This is a genomic window from Amycolatopsis sp. NPDC004378, from assembly GCF_053602455.1.
In genome coordinates this window covers 475,835-493,954 of record NZ_JBSGDR010000002.1, presented here as the reverse complement: position 1 = coordinate 493,954, position 18,120 = coordinate 475,835, and the positions used below count along the sequence as shown (strand labels likewise).

The 18,120-nt window shown below is 73.2% G+C and carries 14 protein-coding genes; 6 read left to right on the top strand and 8 right to left on the bottom strand.

Annotation, left to right across the window (positions count from 1 at the left end; genetic code table 11):
• Window positions 1-103 precede the first annotated feature (103 nt).
• Together ACWEN0_RS10030 and ACWEN0_RS10025 are read right to left on the bottom strand one after the other, a co-directional pair.
• On the bottom strand, window positions 104-1,657 hold the full coding sequence (locus tag ACWEN0_RS10030) for a protein kinase domain-containing protein (RefSeq protein ID WP_451971124.1): 1,554 nt from the start codon (window positions 1,655-1,657) through the stop codon (window positions 104-106).
• A 70-nt stretch (window positions 1,658-1,727) separates the two neighbouring features.
• Entirely contained in the window at window positions 1,728-2,351 is a 624-nt protein-coding gene (locus tag ACWEN0_RS10025; RefSeq protein WP_451971121.1) for a hypothetical protein, read from the bottom strand.
• Window positions 2,352-2,499: 148 nt separating this feature from the next.
• Between ACWEN0_RS10025 and ACWEN0_RS10020 the strand changes: the two genes are divergently transcribed.
• The 5 genes from ACWEN0_RS10020 to ACWEN0_RS10000 are packed head-to-tail and all read left to right on the top strand — an operon-like array spanning window position 2,500 to window position 9,452.
• Window positions 2,500-3,828 carry an alginate O-acetyltransferase AlgX-related protein gene (locus tag ACWEN0_RS10020; RefSeq protein WP_451971119.1) on the top strand — a complete coding sequence of 443 codons (1,329 nt, stop codon included), beginning with the start codon at window positions 2,500-2,502 and terminating at the stop codon, window positions 3,826-3,828.
• Between the two features lie 31 nt (window positions 3,829-3,859).
• Entirely contained in the window at window positions 3,860-5,800 is a 1,941-nt protein-coding gene (locus ACWEN0_RS10015; protein ID WP_451971117.1) for a glycosyltransferase family 4 protein, read from the top strand.
• Window positions 5,797-6,336 (top strand): hypothetical protein, encoded by a 540-nt coding sequence (locus ACWEN0_RS10010; RefSeq protein ID WP_451971114.1) that lies wholly within the window; start codon window positions 5,797-5,799, stop codon window positions 6,334-6,336. The genes ACWEN0_RS10015 and ACWEN0_RS10010 overlap by 4 nt, the downstream gene beginning before the upstream one ends.
• Window positions 6,337-6,338: 2 nt before the next feature.
• Window positions 6,339-8,144, top strand: a complete 1,806-nt coding sequence (locus ACWEN0_RS10005; protein ID WP_451971111.1) for a glycosyltransferase family protein — start codon at window positions 6,339-6,341, stop codon at window positions 8,142-8,144.
• Window positions 8,145-8,147: 3 nt separating this feature from the next.
• Window positions 8,148-9,452, top strand: coding sequence for an acyltransferase family protein (locus ACWEN0_RS10000; protein ID WP_451971109.1), 1,305 nt, complete (start codon window positions 8,148-8,150; stop codon window positions 9,450-9,452).
• Window positions 9,453-9,456: 4 nt separating this feature from the next.
• Here the strand turns inward: ACWEN0_RS10000 and ACWEN0_RS09995 are convergent, their stop codons facing one another.
• From ACWEN0_RS09995 to ACWEN0_RS09970, 6 genes are all read right to left on the bottom strand, one after another.
• Window positions 9,457-11,076 (bottom strand): class I SAM-dependent methyltransferase, encoded by a 1,620-nt coding sequence (locus tag ACWEN0_RS09995; protein WP_451971106.1) that lies wholly within the window; start codon window positions 11,074-11,076, stop codon window positions 9,457-9,459.
• On the bottom strand, window positions 11,073-12,287 hold the full coding sequence (locus tag ACWEN0_RS09990; RefSeq protein WP_451971103.1) for a hypothetical protein: 1,215 nt from the start codon (window positions 12,285-12,287) through the stop codon (window positions 11,073-11,075). The genes ACWEN0_RS09995 and ACWEN0_RS09990 overlap by 4 nt, the downstream gene beginning before the upstream one ends.
• A gap of 143 nt (window positions 12,288-12,430) precedes the next feature.
• Window positions 12,431-13,594 (bottom strand): hypothetical protein, encoded by a 1,164-nt coding sequence (locus ACWEN0_RS09985; protein ID WP_451971101.1) that lies wholly within the window; start codon window positions 13,592-13,594, stop codon window positions 12,431-12,433.
• Between the two features lie 288 nt (window positions 13,595-13,882).
• Window positions 13,883-14,551: a response regulator gene (locus tag ACWEN0_RS09980; protein WP_451971097.1), complete on the bottom strand. Its 669-nt coding sequence runs from the start codon at window positions 14,549-14,551 to the stop codon at window positions 13,883-13,885.
• Window positions 14,548-15,654: a sensor histidine kinase gene (locus ACWEN0_RS09975; protein WP_451971094.1), complete on the bottom strand. Its 1,107-nt coding sequence runs from the start codon at window positions 15,652-15,654 to the stop codon at window positions 14,548-14,550. Before ACWEN0_RS09975 ends, ACWEN0_RS09980 begins: the two co-directional genes overlap by 4 nt.
• Window positions 15,655-15,721: 67 nt before the next feature.
• Window positions 15,722-16,555, bottom strand: coding sequence for a helix-turn-helix transcriptional regulator (locus ACWEN0_RS09970; RefSeq protein WP_451971091.1), 834 nt, complete (start codon window positions 16,553-16,555; stop codon window positions 15,722-15,724).
• Window positions 16,556-16,656: 101 nt separating this feature from the next.
• On the opposite strand from ACWEN0_RS09970, the gene ACWEN0_RS09965 reads away from it, so the two are divergent.
• Window positions 16,657-18,081, top strand: coding sequence for an MFS transporter (locus ACWEN0_RS09965; RefSeq protein WP_451971088.1), 1,425 nt, complete (start codon window positions 16,657-16,659; stop codon window positions 18,079-18,081).
• Window positions 18,082-18,120 lie beyond the last annotated feature (39 nt).

Here is an 18,120-nt window from a genome sequence, read left to right as displayed (position 1 = left end):
CGAAAGCTTCGTGTTCGGCCTCCGGTTTGTCCAGTCCCCGTCAGCCCGGCGCGAACTGTGTCACTCGGACGGGTGGAGTCTGCCAGATGGTCACCACGCTGCTTCAGACGACGACGTAGCCCATCAGGAACTCCTTCGTCTTGCCCTCGCAGCCCGAGTCGAGGGAGTCGAAATGGCTGGCGCCCGCGTTGCAGCGGTAAAGCGCCCGCGCGCCCGCCCAGGACGGCGGGTTCACGTAGATGTGGCCCAGCAGGCCGAGCGACTGCTGGCCCTCGCACTTGCCGCTCTGGTCGGTCGAGGTGAACCAGTCCTCCTGGTCCTTCACCTTGCAGGCGAACAGCTTCCGCGTGCCCGGCTCGTCCGTCGCGACGAGCGAGCCGAAGACGCCTTCCTTTGTGAAGCCGTCCGGCGGGCCGATCTTCTTGGTGCCGCTGAAGTGGCCGCCGTCCGGGTGGTGGTAGCGGGTCAGCGGCACCTCGGCCGGGTGCGGCTTGTCCGCGGTGCTCGACGGCGGCGGCGCGGGCGCGGAACTCGCGCCCGGCAACGCGGGCGCGCTCGACGACGGCGTGGGCTTCTTGTGGCCGGGCGAGCTGGTCGTCGGCTTCGCGGACGAGGTCGACGACGTCGGCGTGTGGCCCGGCGCGCCCGCGGCCACCGGGGTCGTCTTGTCCGGCTTCAGGAGGAAGATCGCGCCGAGCGCGGCGACGACGGCCACCGCGACCCCGGTCAGTACCAGCGGGAGCCGGCGCTTCCCGCGCGGCCGCTCCCAGTCCACTGTGGTCGGTGCCGGCTTGGCGACCTGCGCGGTCACCGGCTCGAAGACGACCGTCGGCAGCGCCGCCGGGTCGACGGCCTGCGTCGGCGAGTCGGTGATCGCGGTGCGCGCGGTTTCCAGCAGCCGCCGCACTCCCGGCGCGCCCAGCCGGTCCGAAGTGGACTGCGTGAGCAGCCCGCGGACGGCTTCGGCGAGCGGGCCGCGGCAGCGGTCCAGCACCGGCTGGTCGTACATGATCGCGTGCAGTGTCGCGGCCGTGGTGGTGCGCTGGAACGGCGCCCGGCCCTCGGCGGCGTGGAAGAGCGTCGCGCCCAGCGCCCACAGGTCCGACGCCGGCGCCGGCCCGGCCCCGGCGAACAGCTCGGGCGCCATGTACCCGGGCGACCCCATGACGCCGCCGGTCTGCGTCAGCGACGGGTCGTCCAGCGCCCGCGCGATGCCGAAGTCGGCGAGCTTCACGCGGTCGCCGGGCAGCACCATGATGTTGCTGGGCTTGACGTCCCGGTGCACGATGCCGGCCGCGTGCGCGGTCTCGAGCGCGCCGAGCACCTGCAGGCCGATGGCGGCGACGCGGTCGTTCGCCAGCGCGCCTTCGCGCCCGATGAGGTCGGCGAGCGTCGGCGCGACCACCAGTTCCATCACGATGAACGTGGCGCCGTGTTCGCTGACGACGTCGTACACCGTGACGACGGCCGGGTCGTTGAGCCGGCCCGCGGTGCGCGCCTCGCGCATGACCCGCTCGAGGTTGGTGCCCGGCGGCGTGGCCAGCTCCTTCAGCGCGACCGGCCGGCCGAGCACCCGGTCTTCGGCGCGCCAGACGACGCCCATGCCGCCCCGGCCCAGCTCGGCCGAGATCGCGTACCGCCCCGCGACCAGTCTCATCGTCGTCCCCCTGACGCTCGGGGGCGATGCTAACGGGGAGGCGCCGGACGGGTCCGGCGCCTCCCCGGGCTCAGGCCGCGTCCCAGAGCGTCAGGAACGCCGAAGCCTCGGCGCGCGCCCAGGGCCGCAGCCGTTCGCGGTCACGGGCGGAGAGCCGGAACTCCTTGCTCCGGCGGACGTCGACGACCAGGGCGTGCCCGCCCGGCAGGACGTCCGGCATCGCCTGCTCCAGCACCCACAGCGCGAGCTGCGCGGAGTCCTTCGTCAACGGCTCCTCCTTGAAGTAGAGCCAGGTCGCGTACCGGCGGCCGTCACCCTTGCGGAGCCCGAGCTGCGGGCTGACGCCGATCTCGAGGTCGCCGATGCGGCACCGGCCGCGGCCGACCTCGACCAGCCGCGGCGACCTGCGGCCGAGGTAGCGCAGCCAGCCCTCGGCTATCGCCGCGTAGTGCGGTTTCGTCCGTTCGTCGGCGGCGTTGACGAGGGCGCGCAACGCGACCTCGTCCTGCCCCGCCGCCCGCCCGGACCGCACGGCGCCGGCCGCCCGCCGGTAGTAGTTGAACGCGGCCCGCGCCGGGTCCTCGTACAGCCGGCGCTGCCGCCGGACGAACGACGACCGCGACGGCCCGGAACTCGCGCTGTAGCCCACGAACGTGGGCAGGGTGATGTAGGCCATGGCCCTGCCTTCCTCCATCACGCCACCCGCGAACGCGGGCGGCATCTCCCCTGGACAACGCCCATTTTAGAACATATGTACGACAGTTTTCGGCGTCCGACGAGGTGACGGCGGCGAACGCGCGAGGTCAGGATCCGGCGAACCGGGGGTCGGCTATGGTTGACGGGTGTCGGTGCACTTGAGGGGCGGGGAGCCGGAGAAGCGGCTCAAGCCCCTCACGGTCCACGAAGCCTGGCTGCCGCGGGACCACTCGATGTACCGCCCGCGCCACGGGCGCCAGCAGGTGGCGCTGGTCTGCGCCGTCGTCTTCTTCCTGGCCCCGGTGGTTTCACTCGGCGTCTTCGGGCCGCCCTCGGAGTTCGAAAACCGCAAGCTGCACGACTTCCCGAGCCTGTCCGACGGCTGGGGCTTCTTCGGCGGGCTCGCCGACTGGGCCACCGACTGGCTGCCCGGCCGCCAGGCCGCCGTCCAGGCCGAAGACGGGATCAGCCGCGGGCTGTTCGGCGAGCCGCCGGCGCTCGGCGCAAAACCCGCCGCTCCCGGGGTCGGCCCGGTGCCGAGCCAGCCGCCGCCCCCGCGCCCGGACACCGGCCAGCTGCAGGGCCAGACCAACAGCAACTACCCGCCGGTCGTCGAAGGCCGCGACGGCTGGCTGTTCCTCGGCAACGACCTGTACGCCAAGTGCAACCCGATCGTCCCGCCCGCCACCGTGATGAACGAGCTGCTCGGGTTCCGCAAGGTGGTCGAGGCGTCCGGGCGGCGGCTGGTGCTCATCGTGCCGCCGGACAAGTCGGACCTCTTCCCGCAGTACTTGCCGGACCAGTACGCAGGCAAGGACTGCGCCCCGGTCGCGGCCCGCACGATGTGGCAGCGGCTCCACGACGACGTCGGCTACCTCGACCTGCGCGGGCCGCTGCTCGGCGAGTCGCAGCGCCAGGGGTCGCCGATCTACTTCAAGCAGGACACGCACTGGCAGTTCCACGGCGGGCTCACCATGGTCCGGGCGCTGGCCGAGGACCTGCGTCCCGGCGTGACCCGCACCTGGACGACCGCGCCGAAGGAGAAGTTCGACAAGCAGACGGACCTGCCGCCGCTGATCGGCCGCACCGGCAGCGAGCCCGCCGAGCTGGAGAGCCTGGCCCCGGACGGCGGCGCCGACCGCACCCGCACCTTCTTCGGCCAGCCGAACACCGTGCCCATCGAGCTGCACGGCCCGGCGGTCCCCGGCACGATCTCCGACAAGGTCGCGATGATCGGGGACTCGTTCACCGGCTTCGCCAACATGTACCTCGCGGCCGCGTTCACCGACATGACGATCATGCACTCCGACTACGTCTCGCAGGACACGGCGGCGGCCGCGGCGAAGCTCGCCGACAGCGACGTCGTCGTCCTCGAAATCGCGGAACGCAACCTCATCGGCGGGCAAAGCCCTATCCTGGCCCCGGCCGTGGTGAAGACGCTGAGCGAGCAGCTCGCGAAACACCCCCGGCAGTGAGCGCGCACCAGCGCATGGACGAAGGAATCGGATGATCGTGCGGGAGCTGCCGTGGCTCGCCGGCGTGGACGCCGGCAGTGCCTCGATCACCGCCGGCCGGGTCGCCGTCGGCGGCTGGCTGGTCTCCCCGAGCGGGCCGGACGGCAGCACCGTCCGGCTCGGCGGGCAGATCGCCCGGGTGCACTGGGAGCAGGGCACGAAGGCCGTCCCCGGGGTGCCCGGGGACTGGCCCACCTGGGCCTGGCGGGCCGAGGTCGAGGTCGACCGGCCGACCGGGGTCGAGGCGACGGTCACCGCGCCCGACGGCACCGAGCTCAGCCGCGTCGCGGTCTGGCCGGAGAGCACCTACCGGATGCCGACGCCGCTGGGCGAGATCGACTTCCCGGCCGCGGACGCCGAGCTGGCCGGCGACCTGGTCGTCGTCTCGGGGTGGCTGCTCCTCGACGGCCGGCTGCCCAGCCGGATCGAGGTCGAGGTCGACGGCGCCGCACCGCAGCGCGCGCGGCTGATGCTGCCGCGGCCGGACGTCACGCGGAACCTGCCGGGCCACGTCCGGCAGGCCGGGCTGAGCGGGTACGAAGCCCGCATCCCCCTGCCGCTGGCCCCCGGCGACCGGCGGAAGGTGAGCCTGCGGGTCCGGGCCTGGACCCGGGACGGGCGCGAGTGGACCTCGCCGGTCCGGTACGCGACGTTGCGCCGGCGGACGGCCGACCGGCGCGACGCCGAAGCCGCGGCGCGCGCGTCGGCGTTCACCGAAGAGCTGCTCGGCCGCGTGAAGGCGGCCGTGGACACCGACCACGTCCTGGTCGTCACGCACAGCCTGCGCGTCGGCGGCGGCCAGTTCTGGCTCAGCGAGCTGCTGCGCCACCTGGCGGGCCCGCACGGCCACAAGGTCACGCTGGTCTCCCCCGAAGACGGGCCGCTGCGCGCGGAGCTGGAGGACCTCGGCGTCACCGTGCACGTCACCGGCCACCACCGAGTCCAGGACTCGACGCAGTACGCCGCCTACGTCGGCGAGCTGGCGATGCTGGCCACCGCCTCCGGTGCCGGCGTGGTGCTGGTGAACACGCTCGGCATGTTCGCCGGCGTCGACGCGGCGAAGCGCGCTGGGCTGCCGGTGGCCTGGGTCATCCACGAAAGCTTCAGCCTGGAGGACTTCGCGTACCTGAACTGGGGCATGGACGGCCTCGACCCGCTGGTGCGCGAACGCTGGGAGCACTGCCTGGCGGACGCCGACACGCTCCTGTTCGTCGCCGACGCCACGCGCGAGATGTTCCTGCCCTGGTCGCGGCCGCGGCGGTGCGTCACGGTCCGCTACGGCATCGACCTCGTCCCGGTCCAGGAGGCGCAGTACGCCACCAAGGAAGCGGTCCGGCGCGAGCTCGGCCTGCCGGAGTCGGCGACCGTGCTGCTCAACATCGGCGTCAGCGAGCCGCGCAAGGGCCAGGCGCCGCTGCTGCTGGCCTTCGAGCAGATCCGGGTGACGCACCCGGACGCGCACCTGGTGATCGTCGGCACGCACGAGTCGCCGTACTGCGACGCGTTGCAGGACTACGTCGAGGCGGCCGGGCTGGGCGGCTCGGTCAGCCTCGTGCCGATCTGCCGCGACCCGCGGCAGTGGCTGCGCGCGGCGGACCTGTTCGTCAACAGCTCCGACATCGAGTCGCTGCCCCGCTCGATCCTCGAGGCGATGGCGTTCGGCGTGCCGGTGGTGGCGGCCGACGTCTTCGGCACCCGGGAGATCATCAGCGACAGCGAAAGCGGCTGGCTGTTCCTGCCCAACGACCTCGGCGCGCTGACCGTCGGCCTGCTGCGGGCGCTGGACACCCCGCCGGAAGCCCGCGAGCGGATCGCCGAGCGGGCCCGGGCCGGCGTCGGCGCCTTCCTGGACTCCACGCACTACGGGCAGGAGTTCTCCACCATCCTGAAGAGCCTCGCGCGAGGCACCGGTACCGAGGAACGGGACGCATGAGCTCCGAAGAAGGCGCGGTCCACCGCGAAGACGAGGACGCCCCGGTCGAGTACGCCGTGCCGGCGTCCGTGCGGGCCGAGCTGCTGCAGCTGCGAGCCGAGCGCTCGGTGCTGATGGCCGAACGGGAGCGGCTGCAGGGCCGGCTCCGCGGCGCCGACGCCGACCTGCGCGAGGCCCTGCGCGTGCAGGAGCGGCTCGTCGAGGACGCCCGCGCGAACGACGAGCTGCGGCGTCAGGTCGACGAGGCCTCCGAGGCCCGCGTCGAGCTGGACGCCCTGCGCCGCGACCGCGACCTCGCCCGCCAGGAGCTCGAGCGCACCCGCATGGAGCGCGACCAGCTGCGGATGGACCTGCTGCAGGCCGAGCTCACGCTGCACGGCGCGGACCTGCCCGAGGTCGTGCCCGCGGACGACCGGGACACCGAACAGCTGCGCCGCCAGGTCGCCGACCTCGCGCAGGAGCTCGAAGCGCACCGGCAGACGATCAGCTGGCGGGTCACCGCGCCGTTGCGCACGGTCCGCCGGAAGACCCGCTGACGGTGGCCGACCCACGGCTGGTGCTGGCGTCCGCGCCGGGCGGCAGCGCCTTCATGGAAGAGCTCTTCGAAGTCGTCGCCGACGCCGTGCGCACGGCGGGCGGCCGGGCCGAGACGCACGTCGGGCCGTTGCCCGAAGCGAACGACGACACCGTGTTCGTCGTCGTCCCGCACGAGTACCTGGTGGTGCTGCCCGAGCGGCAGCGGCCGCGGCCCGACCAGCTGCAGCGCACGATCGCGTTCTGCGTCGAGCACCCCGGCACGCGGACCTTCGACACCAGCGCCGGCCTGCTGCCGCGGTTCGGCGGTGCGGTCGACATCAACGCCGACTCCACCGACGAGCTGGTGCGGCGCGGCCACGACGTCCGCCGGTTCCAGCTCGGCTACACCCCGCTGTGGGACCGGTGGGGCGGCGACCTCGACGCGCCGCGCGACATCGACGTCACCTACCTCGGCACGGCCGAGCACCGGCGGTCCGCGCTGCTGGCCCGCGCCGCCCGCGACCTGGACGGCTTCGCGGTCCGGCTGCTGACGCCGCCGCACGAACCGATGGTCAAGCCGCGCCCGGACTTCCTGATGGGCCGGGCGAAGCACGAACACCTGGCCCGCAGCCGGGTGCTGCTGAACCTGCACCGCGAGGCGTCGCGAGCCCTGGAGTGGGTGCGGGTGCTCGAGGCGGCCTGCAACGGCTGCGTCGTCGTCACCGAGCCCAGCCGCGACCTCGCGCCGTTCACCGCCGGGCAGCACCTGCTGGTGGCCCGGGAAACCGTCGTGGGCGCGGCGACGGCGGCGATGCTGCGCGAAGGGGAGCTGGAGCGGTCGATCCGCGCCGAGTCCTACCGCTTCGTCAAGGAAGAGCTGGACATGGGCCCGTCGGCCCGTGCGCTGCTGGAGCTGGCCGCCGACCTGGCGGAGCGGCACCCGGCACCGGCCCGGCCGGACCGCCCGCTCCGCAAAGCGGCTCCGGTCGTCGTGCCCGCCGAAGGCCCGCTGGCCGAGGACACGCCGAGCTGGGACCCGCGGTTCCCCGGCGAGTCCGGCCTCGGCGCCGAACCCGGCCCGGACCGGCGGCTCGCGGCCCGGCTCGTCGTCGAGCGCTCGGAAACCGCCCGGCGGACGGACGACGGCGTGCTGACCCCGGCCGCGCTGCCCCTCTCGCCGGGGGACGCGACCCGGGCCGAAGACCTCGACGTGCTCATCGTCCGGCGGGTCGCGGACCCGGGCGTCGCCGCGCTCGTCGACGACCTCGCGCGCGGGACGACGGTGCCGGCGCGGGTGCTCGTCTGCCAGGACGGCACCGCGGAGCCACCCGGCCCGAAGCCCTACGACGTGCTCCACCACGCCGTCCCACGCGGGACCGGCCACGCGTACAACCGGCTCCTGGCCGAGTCCGCGGCTGACCTGCTGCTGGTGCTCGACGCGGGTGTGCGATGCTCGCCCCACCTGGTCGCCCGGCTGCTCGCCGCGGTGCGGGCGGGCGCGGACGTGGCCCACTGCCCGGTGGCGGACGCCGAGCGGGGCCTGGTCGGCGCGCTCCCGCCGGAGGCGCGGCGGCTGGCGCGGCTGCCCTACCTGGGCAGCGGCTACCTGGTGCGGCGCAGCGTGCTCGACGACCTGGGCGGCTGGCCGGAAGACCCGTGGTCGGAAGGCCTGGAGCACCACGGCTTCTGGCTCGGGGTGGCCGGCCGGGGCGACCGCACGGAGCTGGTGCAGCAGGTCCTGCTGTCCCGCACGGTGCCGGACCCGCCGGCCCGGCCGATCGACCTCGACCCCCAGCGCGCCTGGGCCGCCGCCAACGCGAAACGGTAGGACATGGACAGCACCGAGACCACGGACGTGCTCCCGGCGATCACGGCCGGGACCCCCGCCCCGCCGGAGTCCCGGCCGGAACCGGCGAAGCCGGCCGACCACGGGCCGCTGCCGTCGTTCATCCCGCAGCTGACCGGGGTCCGCGCACTGGCGGCACTCTGGGTGCTGACGTTCCACTTCCGCCCGGAGCTGGTCTCGTCGTTCCCGTTCCTCGGCCGGCTGGCGCCGCTGTTCGACGCCGGGCACCTCGGTGTCGACCTGTTCTTCGTGCTCAGCGGTTTCATCATGACCTTCACGCACCTCGAGCGGATGACCGAGCCGTGGACGCCGCGCAAGGCGCTCGGGTTCCTGTGGCTGCGGCTGAGCCGGATCTGGCCGGTGATGTTCCTGGTGCTGCTCGGCTGGGCGCTCTACCGCGCGTACTCGCTGCAGGTGAACTCCGACGCGAGCATCCAGGCGGCGGCCAGCCCGGCCCGGTTCCTCGAGCACGTGCTGCTGATCCAGGGCTGGTTCATCGAGCCCGACCAGTGGAACCCGGTGGACTGGTCGCTGAGCGCGGAATGGCTGGCGTACCTCGTGTTCAGCGTCGCGGTCGCGGTGCTGGCGAAGATGCTGAAGACGGTCCGCCTGCGCTCGCTGGTGCTGTGCGCGCTGGTCGCGGTGTTCCCGATCGTCGCGATCGGGGTGACCATGGAGGACGGCAGCGACCTGCTGCTGTTCCACAACGCGCTGGTGCCGGGGATGATCCCGCTGCGCGTGCTCACGGAGTTCTTCGGCGGGGCGTTCACCGCGCTGATCGTGCTGCGCTACGGCCGGTCCGCGCGGCTGCCGTGGTTCCTGCGGCCGTCGCCGGTGTTCGTGGTGATCGTCGCGATCATCTTCCTGGTGCAGCACTTCGACCCGTTCCGCCGCTACAACATGGGCCTGGACTGGCGGATCAACGGCCACCTGATGTGGGGCTCGGCCGAGACGGTGGTCGTGGTGCCGCTCTTCCTGCTGCTCATCGGTTCCCTGGCGATCAGCCGCCGCGAACCGCTGTCGTGGCTGCTGCGCACGAAAGTCCTGATCTGGGGCGGCAAGATCTCGTTCGCCCTGTACCTGGTGCACTGGCTGGTCATCGACGTGATGCGGCACGTCATCCAGACCAAGCTGAAGCTGACGGACATGCCGACGAGCTGGGAGTACCGGCTCATCGTGCTCGGCTTCATCGCGCTGACGATCCTGATCGCGCACGTGCTGCACCGGTACTTCGAGGAGCCGACCCGCCGCGCGATGCGCCGCATGCTGCCGGAGTCGATGCGCGCCTGAAGGGTCAGCCGGCGACCGGCTCGGCGAGCCGGTCGGTCCAGGCCTGGCGCAGCTCGGCGGTCCGCTCGGCGAGGTAGCCGGCGTCGCAGCGGCCCGCCTGGCGGACGACCTGGAAGCGGGCCTCCACCGCGGTGGCCCGCAGCACCGCGGTTTCGTCGAGCTCGAGCCGGTCGCAGAGGTCGCGCACGACGTCCGCGACCACCGGCCCCGCCGCGTGGCCGCCCCGGGCCAGCTCGTCGGCGGTGATCAGGACGCCGCGGGCGACGACGTCGGCCGCCGTGCAGTCGTCGACCGACCACTCGAGGTCGATCGGGACGAGCCCGGACGGCGTCACGAGCAGGTTCTGCGGGGTCAGGTCCCACAGCCGTGGGCCGAGCTCCCCGGCCCGGGCGACGACGAGGTCGCGCCACGCGGTGAGCAGTTCGGTCCGCCGCCCGGGCTGGGCCGCGGCGAGCGCCAGCACGGTCGGCGCGTCGAACACTTCGTCCACTGTGGACACGATGCGGACGCCGTGCGCGGCGGCGGGGTGCTCGGCCAGCGGCGTCCGGCGCACGCGCAGGACCTCGCCGTCGCGTTCCACGACCGACCGGGTGCAGAAGTCGGCGGCCCGGTCCGTGCTGAAGAAAACCGCCAGCGCGCCGGCCGGCCAGAGCCGCTCGGCACCGTCCTTCCCGGACAGCACGAGGAACGAATTGCTGTGGTGCGCGGCCACTCCGGCGTCGACGAGTTCGCGCCACACCCGCTGCTCGTCCACGACCCGCTCACCGCCGCCCGCCCAGTCCGGGCTGGGGAACGCGGGCAGCCCCGTGGCCAGCCGCGGCTGGGTGGCGAGGAGTTCGTCGGAGAGCAGGGCCCGCGTCAGCTTGTAGTCCGGGAACGCCCCGAGCACCGCCGGTTCGGCGAACCCGGCGCGGGCCACCAGGTCCAGGAGCCGCTTGCGGGAGAACGTCCGCGCGACCCCGCCCGCCGGGTACCCGGCCACGCCGTCCCACGGGATGCCCGTGTGGTCTTCGGGCGCCCCGCAGAGGTACTTGACGCCCAGCTGGTTCTCGATCGCGAGCACGAGCACCCCGCCCGGACGCAGCCGGGCGTGGGCGGCGCGGAGGAACCCGAGGTAGGCGTCGTCGGCATTGCTCCCGCCACCGACGTACTCGAGCACGCCGACGACGACCACGACGTCGTACGCTTCGGCCGCGGGGACGTCTTCGATGCCACCGACGAATACCTCGACGTCGCCGAAGTCGCGGGTCCGGGCCCGCGCACCCCGCGCGCGGCTCGCCACCGGCTCGACGGCGTCCACGGTGGCGCAGCACTCGGCGAGGTAGCCGGTGATCGCGCCGGTGCCGCAGCCGATCTCCAGCACCGCGGCCTCCGGCGGGAGCCGCAGGCCGCGCAGGACGTTCGCGCGGCCGTGGTCGAGGTGGTACCGCTCGGGCCAGGTGCGCGCGGCGAGGGTCAGCTCGTCGCTGAGCGACCCGCGGTCCTGCGCGTTCTCCAGCAACGCCGTGACGAGGTCTTCGGCTCCGTCGGCGTAGTCGGAGACGCCGGTGGACAGCACCGTGCAGCCGTGCTCGTCGTGGTCGACGAGGGACCGCAGCGGCGTGGTCACCCGGGTACCGGTCACGAGTTCGGAACGTTCTCCAGCATCGCCTTCATGACGCCCTGGAACTCCTTCGTGACGGCCGTGTCCGTGGCGGGCGCCTGGTTGACGTCCACGCGCAGCACGGCGGCGCCGGAGACGTACACCGCGCGATAGGTCGTGTGGTCGGAGAGGACCGCCTTGAAGACCGAGACCGACTGCGGGAGCCCGGCGTGGTCGGCGACCGGCTGGAGGCTCGTGCTCGCCGCCGGCTTCTGCAGGCTCTGCGCGAGCCGGTTCGCGTCCTCGACGCTCTTGGTGTTCACCAGCACGACCGTGTAGTCGAACGGAGTGTTGGTCGACGCCTGGCAGCTGACGTACGCGGAGCCGGCGGACTTGACGGAGGTCGCCTCGGCCGCGGTGAGGAACTCCTTGTCGACGGCGTCGTCGACGCTCATCGTGCCGTTCTTCTCACTGGCCTTGCCCGGCATCGGCGGAACGCGGGTCGGCGCGACGCTCGGCGGCGGGGCGCTGGTGGTCGGCGCGGAGGTCGGGCTGTTCGACGTCGACGGGTCCGCGACGGAGTTCGAGTCGCTGCGCAGGCCGAACCACCAGACGGCGAAGCCGGCGAGCAGGACGACCAGCACCGCCGCGACGATGACGATGCCCTTCTTCTTGCCCGAGCCGCTCTTCGTCTCGAAGTAGGACTCGGGGCCCTGGCGCATCCAGTTCAGGTCGTTCGCCCCGTGCGGCGCGCCGGGGTCGCCACCGCCCCACGGCGGGGCGGCCGCACCCGGCGGCACCTGGTTCCAGCCCGGCTGCGCGGGCTGCTGCTGCTGCGCGTATTCGCCGTAGTTCGGCTGGTACTCGCCGGTGTTGCGGACCACCTGGGTGCGCTCGGGGCTGTCTTCGGCGTTCTGCGGCGCCGGGAAACCACCGGACGGCGAGAACGGCTGCGACTGCGGCACGTACGCGGTCGCCCCCGGCTGGGCCTGCTGCGGGTGCCACGAGACCGCCTGGGTGCGCTCGGCGTCCCCGCCGCCCTGGTTCGGCTGCGGGATCCCACCAGGCGGGCTGACCGGGCTGATCACCTGGGTCTCGTCCGCGCTGGACGGCGCCTGCTGCGGCGGCTGCTGGTTCTCCACGCCGACGGCGGACGAAAGTACCTGGTCGCGCCGGAGGCGGTAGTCGTCCGCGGACAGCTTGCCCGCCGCGAGCTCCTCGTCAAGCCGACGCAGCTCCTCCTGCCAGGACACCAGGAGCCCCCTTATTCCGGTCCGATCGGCCGGCCGGCGGCCAACCCGATTTCGCCTGTCGAATGCCACGCACATTGTGCACTTCAGGCCGCCCCGGCCGACCTGCGGGTCGATTTGTTATCCGGGCGTCCGCGGCGGGCCGTTCAGCCGGGCGGCAGGACGGTCGAGACGCTGTCGCGAATCGCCTCGAGCCGGGTCCGCAGCTCGGCGGAATCGCCGGTTTCCCGCTGCGAGACGCCGACCCCGACCACGACGGCTCCCGACGCGTACCAGAGGATCGCGACCCAGCCGTCGGTCCCCCGCTGGGTGTACATCAGGTCGTTGTCGGTCGGGCCGATCTGGGTGGCGGCCAGGTGCGCCCCGGAGAGGTTGGTCCGCAGCCCCGCCGCGAGCTGCTTCGCGTCGAAGACGGACAGCGTCGGGATCGCCATCAGCAGGTTGCCGTTGCGCGGCTTCGCCAGGTCGGACGACGCGCGGAAGATGATCTCCTTGGCGTTGTGGGCCTGGAGCTGCTTGGCGTCGGCTTCGGTGATGACCTTGGCCTCGAGCGCCTTGTCGATCGACATCGTCGAATCGGCGTCGTTCGGCTTGCCCGGCAGCGCCGGCAGCCGCCGGTCGAGCGGGGCCTGCGGGTCGATCGCGCCGTTCGTCGACGGCGCCGCGCTGGTCGGCATCGGGGGCAGCGCCGAGTCCGAGGGCGCGTCGGTCCGGGTGCCGAGCCAGTAGGTGCCGCCGACGACCAGGCTGAGCACCAGCACCACGCCGAGGGCGAGGAACAGCCAGACCGGCCGGCCCGACCGGTCGTCGCCGTCGGTGCCCCGGTGCCGGTGCCGTCCGGCCTCGGCGTCCGGGTCCGGCGGCGCACCGGCGTCCGCCGGGAGCGGCGGGAACCGGCTCAGCGGCGAGTTCTGCGGCACCTGGCCCTCGACGCGCAGGTACCGCGTCGGGACGATGTCGGCGGGGCTCGGCGCGGTGGTCATGTGGTCCGGCAGGGCGGGGATCCCGCCCGGTGAAGGCGCTTTCGCGCCCTGCGGCGTCCGCATCCACGGCCGTTCCTGCGGGGTCGCCGGCCTCGGCACGGGCCGCGGCGCCGGCACCGGGCCGGCCGGCGGGACGGACGCCGGGTTGGTGCTCTGCCAAGAGCGCGGCTCACCCGGCCGGCGCAGCGGGGAGGGCACCGGAGAAGGCACGGTGGCTCCGGACGCGGCGGCGAGGAGCTCGTCGCGTTGCTTGCGGTGCGCCGCGGGTTCGATCCGCCCGGCTGCCAGGTCCGCGTCGAGTCGGCGCAGATCTTCCTGCCAGCTCATCTTCGACCCCCATCCACCGTTCGGGGCATAAGTCTGGCACGGAGGGCCGACCTGCGAGGTTGCGGTTTGCGATTGATCCGCAACGTAGCGGAAGAAGCGGGTTTTGGGGAGCCTTCCCGGCCATGCCCCGAAGGGGTGACTTACGCCGTGTCGGTCAACGCCCTCCCACCCCCGCGCGCCCTACGAGCAGAGCATCGGGACCGAGAGGAGGCGGCATGGTCTGGATCTGCCTGGTCGCCGTCCTGGCGATGGTCTTCGCGGTCCGCGCGGTGCGGATCGTGCGCCGGGTCAGGCGGAGTGGCGCGGGGTGACGAGCCCCGACTCGTAGGCCAGCACCACCAGCTGCGCCCGGTCGCGGGCGCCGATCTTCGTCATGATGCGGCTGACGTGGGTGCGGGCCGTCGCCGTCGAGATCACCAGGTGGGCCGCGATTTCGTCGTTCGACATGCCGCCCGCGACGAGGCCGAGCACCTCGCGCTCGCGGTCGGTGATCTCCCGGACGGCGCTGGTGTCGATGCGCCGGTTCTCCGGCCGCCCGACGAACTCCTGGATCAGCCTGCGGGTCACCGTCGGCGCCAGCAGGGCCTCGCCGCTCGCGACGACCCGCAGCGCGCGCAGCAGCTCGACCGGCTCGGTGTCCTTGAGGAGGAACCCGCTGGCGCCGGCCCGCAGCGCTTCGTAGACGTACTCGTCGACGTCGAAGGTGGTCAGGACCAGCACCTTGGTCCCGGCCAGCTCGGGGTTGGCGGTGATCCGGCGGGTGGCTTCGAGGCCGTCGACACCGGGCATCCGGACGTCCATCACGACGATGTCCGGCCGGTGCTCGACCGCGCCGGCGACCGCCTGCTCGCCGTCGCCGGCCTCGCCGACGACCTCGAAGCCGTCTTCGGTCTCCAGCAGCACGCGGAACCCGGCGCGGACCAGGACCTGGTCGTCGGCCAGCAGGACGCGGATCATGCTTCCCCCTCGATCGGTAGCTCGACGCGCACTTCGAACCCGCCGTCGACCGGCCCGGCGGTGCACCGGCCGCCGAGCGCCGCGGCGCGTTCGCCCATGCCCCGCAGGCCGTGGCCCGGGACCGGTTCGGCGGTGCCGCGGCCGTCGTCGCGCACCCGCAGCGTGAACGCCCCGGGCCGGCGTTCGAACCGGACGTCGACGTGGTGCGGCCGGTCGGCGTGCCGGACGACGTTGGTCAGCGACTCCTGCAGGATCCGGTACGCGGCCGCGTCCACGGGCGCCGGGAGGTCGCCGGCCTCGCCGTGGACCTCGACCGTCAGCCCGGCGTCGCGGGCGTGCGCCAGCAGCTCGGCGGCCTGGGCGAGGCTCGGCGCGGGTGCCTTGTCCTCGCCCGAGCGCAGCACCGCCAGGGTCGCGCGCAGGTCCTTGAGCGCGGACGCGCTGGCCGCCTTGATGTTCAGCAGCGCCTCCTTCGCCTGCTCGGGCCGCCGGTCGGCGACGTGCGCGGCGACCCCGGCCTGGACGTTGATCATGGCCAGGCTGTGCGCCACGACGTCGTGCACCTCGCGGGCGATCCGCAGCCGCTCCTGCTCGGCGAGCCGGTGGCGGTGCTCGTCGGCCTGCCCGCGACGGGCGGCGAGGGCGTCGAGCTGGTAGCGGACGGCGGTCCCGACGCCGATGACGGCGGTCAGCCAGACGACCACGAACGCGGCCCCGGCTTCGAGCGTGAACGACCCGGTCAGGACGACGTGCGCGACGTAGGCCACGACGAGCGCGGCCGAGCCGGTGAGCCCGGCGGTGAGCGGCCCCCGCTGCCGCGTCAGCACGAACAACGCGACGGTCGGCACGATGACGACCGGCCCGCCGGGCAGGCCGGAGGAGTAGTAGGCGAACGCCGAGGCGCCGGTCACCAGGAACAGCGTCAGCGGGAAGCGGTGGACGAGCAGCAGCGTCAGGACGGTCGCGGCGAGCCAGGCGGCCCCGAGCGGGGTCAGCGGCGTGGCGCCGGGCTGCCACCGCGACGACGCGCTCGTCGCCCCGAGCACGAAGCCCAGGACGACGCCGGTGCGCACCACGCGCCCCACCCACGGCGGCCATCTCATGCCGCGAAAACTACCGGCCGGCAGGCCGCGGCGCGTCCGTCCCGAAGCGCGCCGCCGGCGTACGTCGTCAGTCGAACACGAACGGCAGCTTCGCCGCGGTCTCCTCGTCGGCCGGGGTGTAGGTCGACATGGTGATCTCCGAGCGGCGGCCGTAGTAGAGGTACGTGAAGTTGAAGCGCAGCAGCCCGACGTCGGGGTGCAGGTAGCGCTTCGTGCGGATCGGCTCGGAGTTGACGTCGTGGTGCGGCCAGAGCTCGGCGAACAGCGGCGACTCCGCCTTCAGCCGCTTGACCAGGTTCTTCCACGCCGGCTCGGCGACGTGCTCGGCCATCGCCGCGCGGAAGGACGCGATCACGCGCGGGATGTTGGTGTCCCAGTCGAGCATCCGCTCGCGCCACTGCGGGTTGAGCAGGCACTGGACGAGCGTGTTGCGGTCCTCGAACGGGATCGCGTCGACGTCGCCCATCAGCCAGGTGTAGCCGCGGTTGTAGGCGATGAGGTCGCAGCGGGCGTTGCGCACCGCGACCGGGTACGGCTCGAGCTTCCGCAGCATCAGCTCCATCGCGGGCGTGATGACCTGGCAGTCCTTCTCGCTCTCCGGTTCGGGCGCGCCGGCGAGGCGGAAGAGGTGCGTGTGCTCGTGCGGGTCGAGCTTCAGGGTGCGGGCGATCGCCTGCAGCACCTGCTCGGACGCGTTGATGTCGCGGCCCTGCTCGAGCCACGTGTACCAGGTGACCCCGACGCCGGCGAGCTGCGCGACCTCCTCGCGGCGCAGGCCCGGTGTCCGGCGGCGGCCCACCAGCGGGAGGCCGACCTGCTCGGGCGTGATCCGCTCGCGCCGGCTGCGCAGGAACCTCGCCAGCTCCTGGCGGCGGAGCTCGGATTCGACGGCCGTGGTCATGGTGCCAGAATGCCACGCTCCGGAAACTGGTACCAGGTAGTCGTGATACCCGGATAAACGACAACTGGTACCAGGTTAGGAAAGCGCTGATCGTAGTAGTCATGACCACGACTCACCTCGCGCCGGTCACCACCGGCGCCCCGGCCAGGCCGGGACTGACCCCCGCCGGCCTGGTCACGGTGCTGCTGGGGGCGGCACTGCCCATCATCGACTTCTTCATCGTCAACGTCGCGCTCCCGACGATCGATGCCGACCTCCACGCGTCGACGGCCACGCTGGAGCTGGTGGTCGCCGCCTACGGCATCGCGTACGCGGTGCTGCTGGTGGTCGGCGGCAGGCTCGGCGACTCGTTCGGCAGGCGGCGACTGTTCTTCGCGGGCCTGTGGCTGTTCACGCTGACGTCCCTGGCCTGCGGGATCGCCCCGACGGCGACCACGCTGGTGATCGCCCGCGCCGCGCAGGGGGCGGCGTCGGCGCTGCTGCTGCCGCAGGTCCTCTCGATCATCCAGGCGACGGCGTCCGGCGAAGAGCGTTCGCGGGCACTCGGGCTGTTCGGCGCGACGGGCGGCCTCTCGACGGTCGTCGGCCAGCTGGCGGGCGGCGCGCTGGTGGCGGCCGACCTGTGGGGCACCGGCTGGCGGCCGATCTTCCTGGTGAACGTCCCGATCGGCCTGGTGGTCCTGGTACTGGCCCGCCGCCTGCCGGAAAGCCGCGCGCACAACCCGCTGGGTGTCGACCGGCTGGGCACCCTGCTCCTGGCAACGACCTTGCTGGCCTTCCTGGTCCCGCTGATGGAGGGCCGCGCGCTGGGCTGGCCCGTGTGGTCCATCGTGCTGCTGGCCCTGTCGCCGTTCTCGGCCGCGGCGCTGGTGCACGTCGAACGGCGTCTCGAACGGCGCGGCGGGACACCGTTGCTGCCGCCGTCGGTGATGCGCCTGCCGAGCGTCCGGCGCGGGCTGATGGTGGCGGTGCCGTTCTTCGCCGCGTTCGGCTCGTTCATGTTCGTGTTCGCGATGACGCTGCAGGAGGGCCTGCACTTCGGCCCGCTCGGCGCGGGCGGCGCGTTGACGCCGCTGGCGGTCGCGTACTTCACGGTGTCGATGCTGAGCAGCCGGCTGGTGGCGCGCTACGGCCAGAAGGTCGTCCCGCTCGGCGGCGCGATCACGGCGGTGGGCATGGTGGCGCTGCTGTGCACGACGCTGGCGGCGTGGCCGCACGTGACCATCCTCGACCTGGCGCCGTCGATGGTGGCGATCGGCATGGGCAACGCGCTGGCGATGACGACCCTGTTCCGGATCGTGCTGTCCCACGTGCCGACGGACCTGGCCGGGGTCGGCTCGGGCGTGATGACGACGAACCAGCAGACGTCGCTGGCGCTGGGCGTCGCGACGCTCGGGAGCTTGTACGCGGCCCTTTCGGGTTCCTTGGGGAGCCGGGAGGCGTTCGCGCTGGTGATCGGCGTGGTCGCGGTGCTGGCGGCGGTCGTCGCGGTCACCGGACGGCGGCTGCCCGACCCGCGGGTCTGAGAAAGTCCCGATTCACCCGTCGGAAAATCCGCGCCCCAG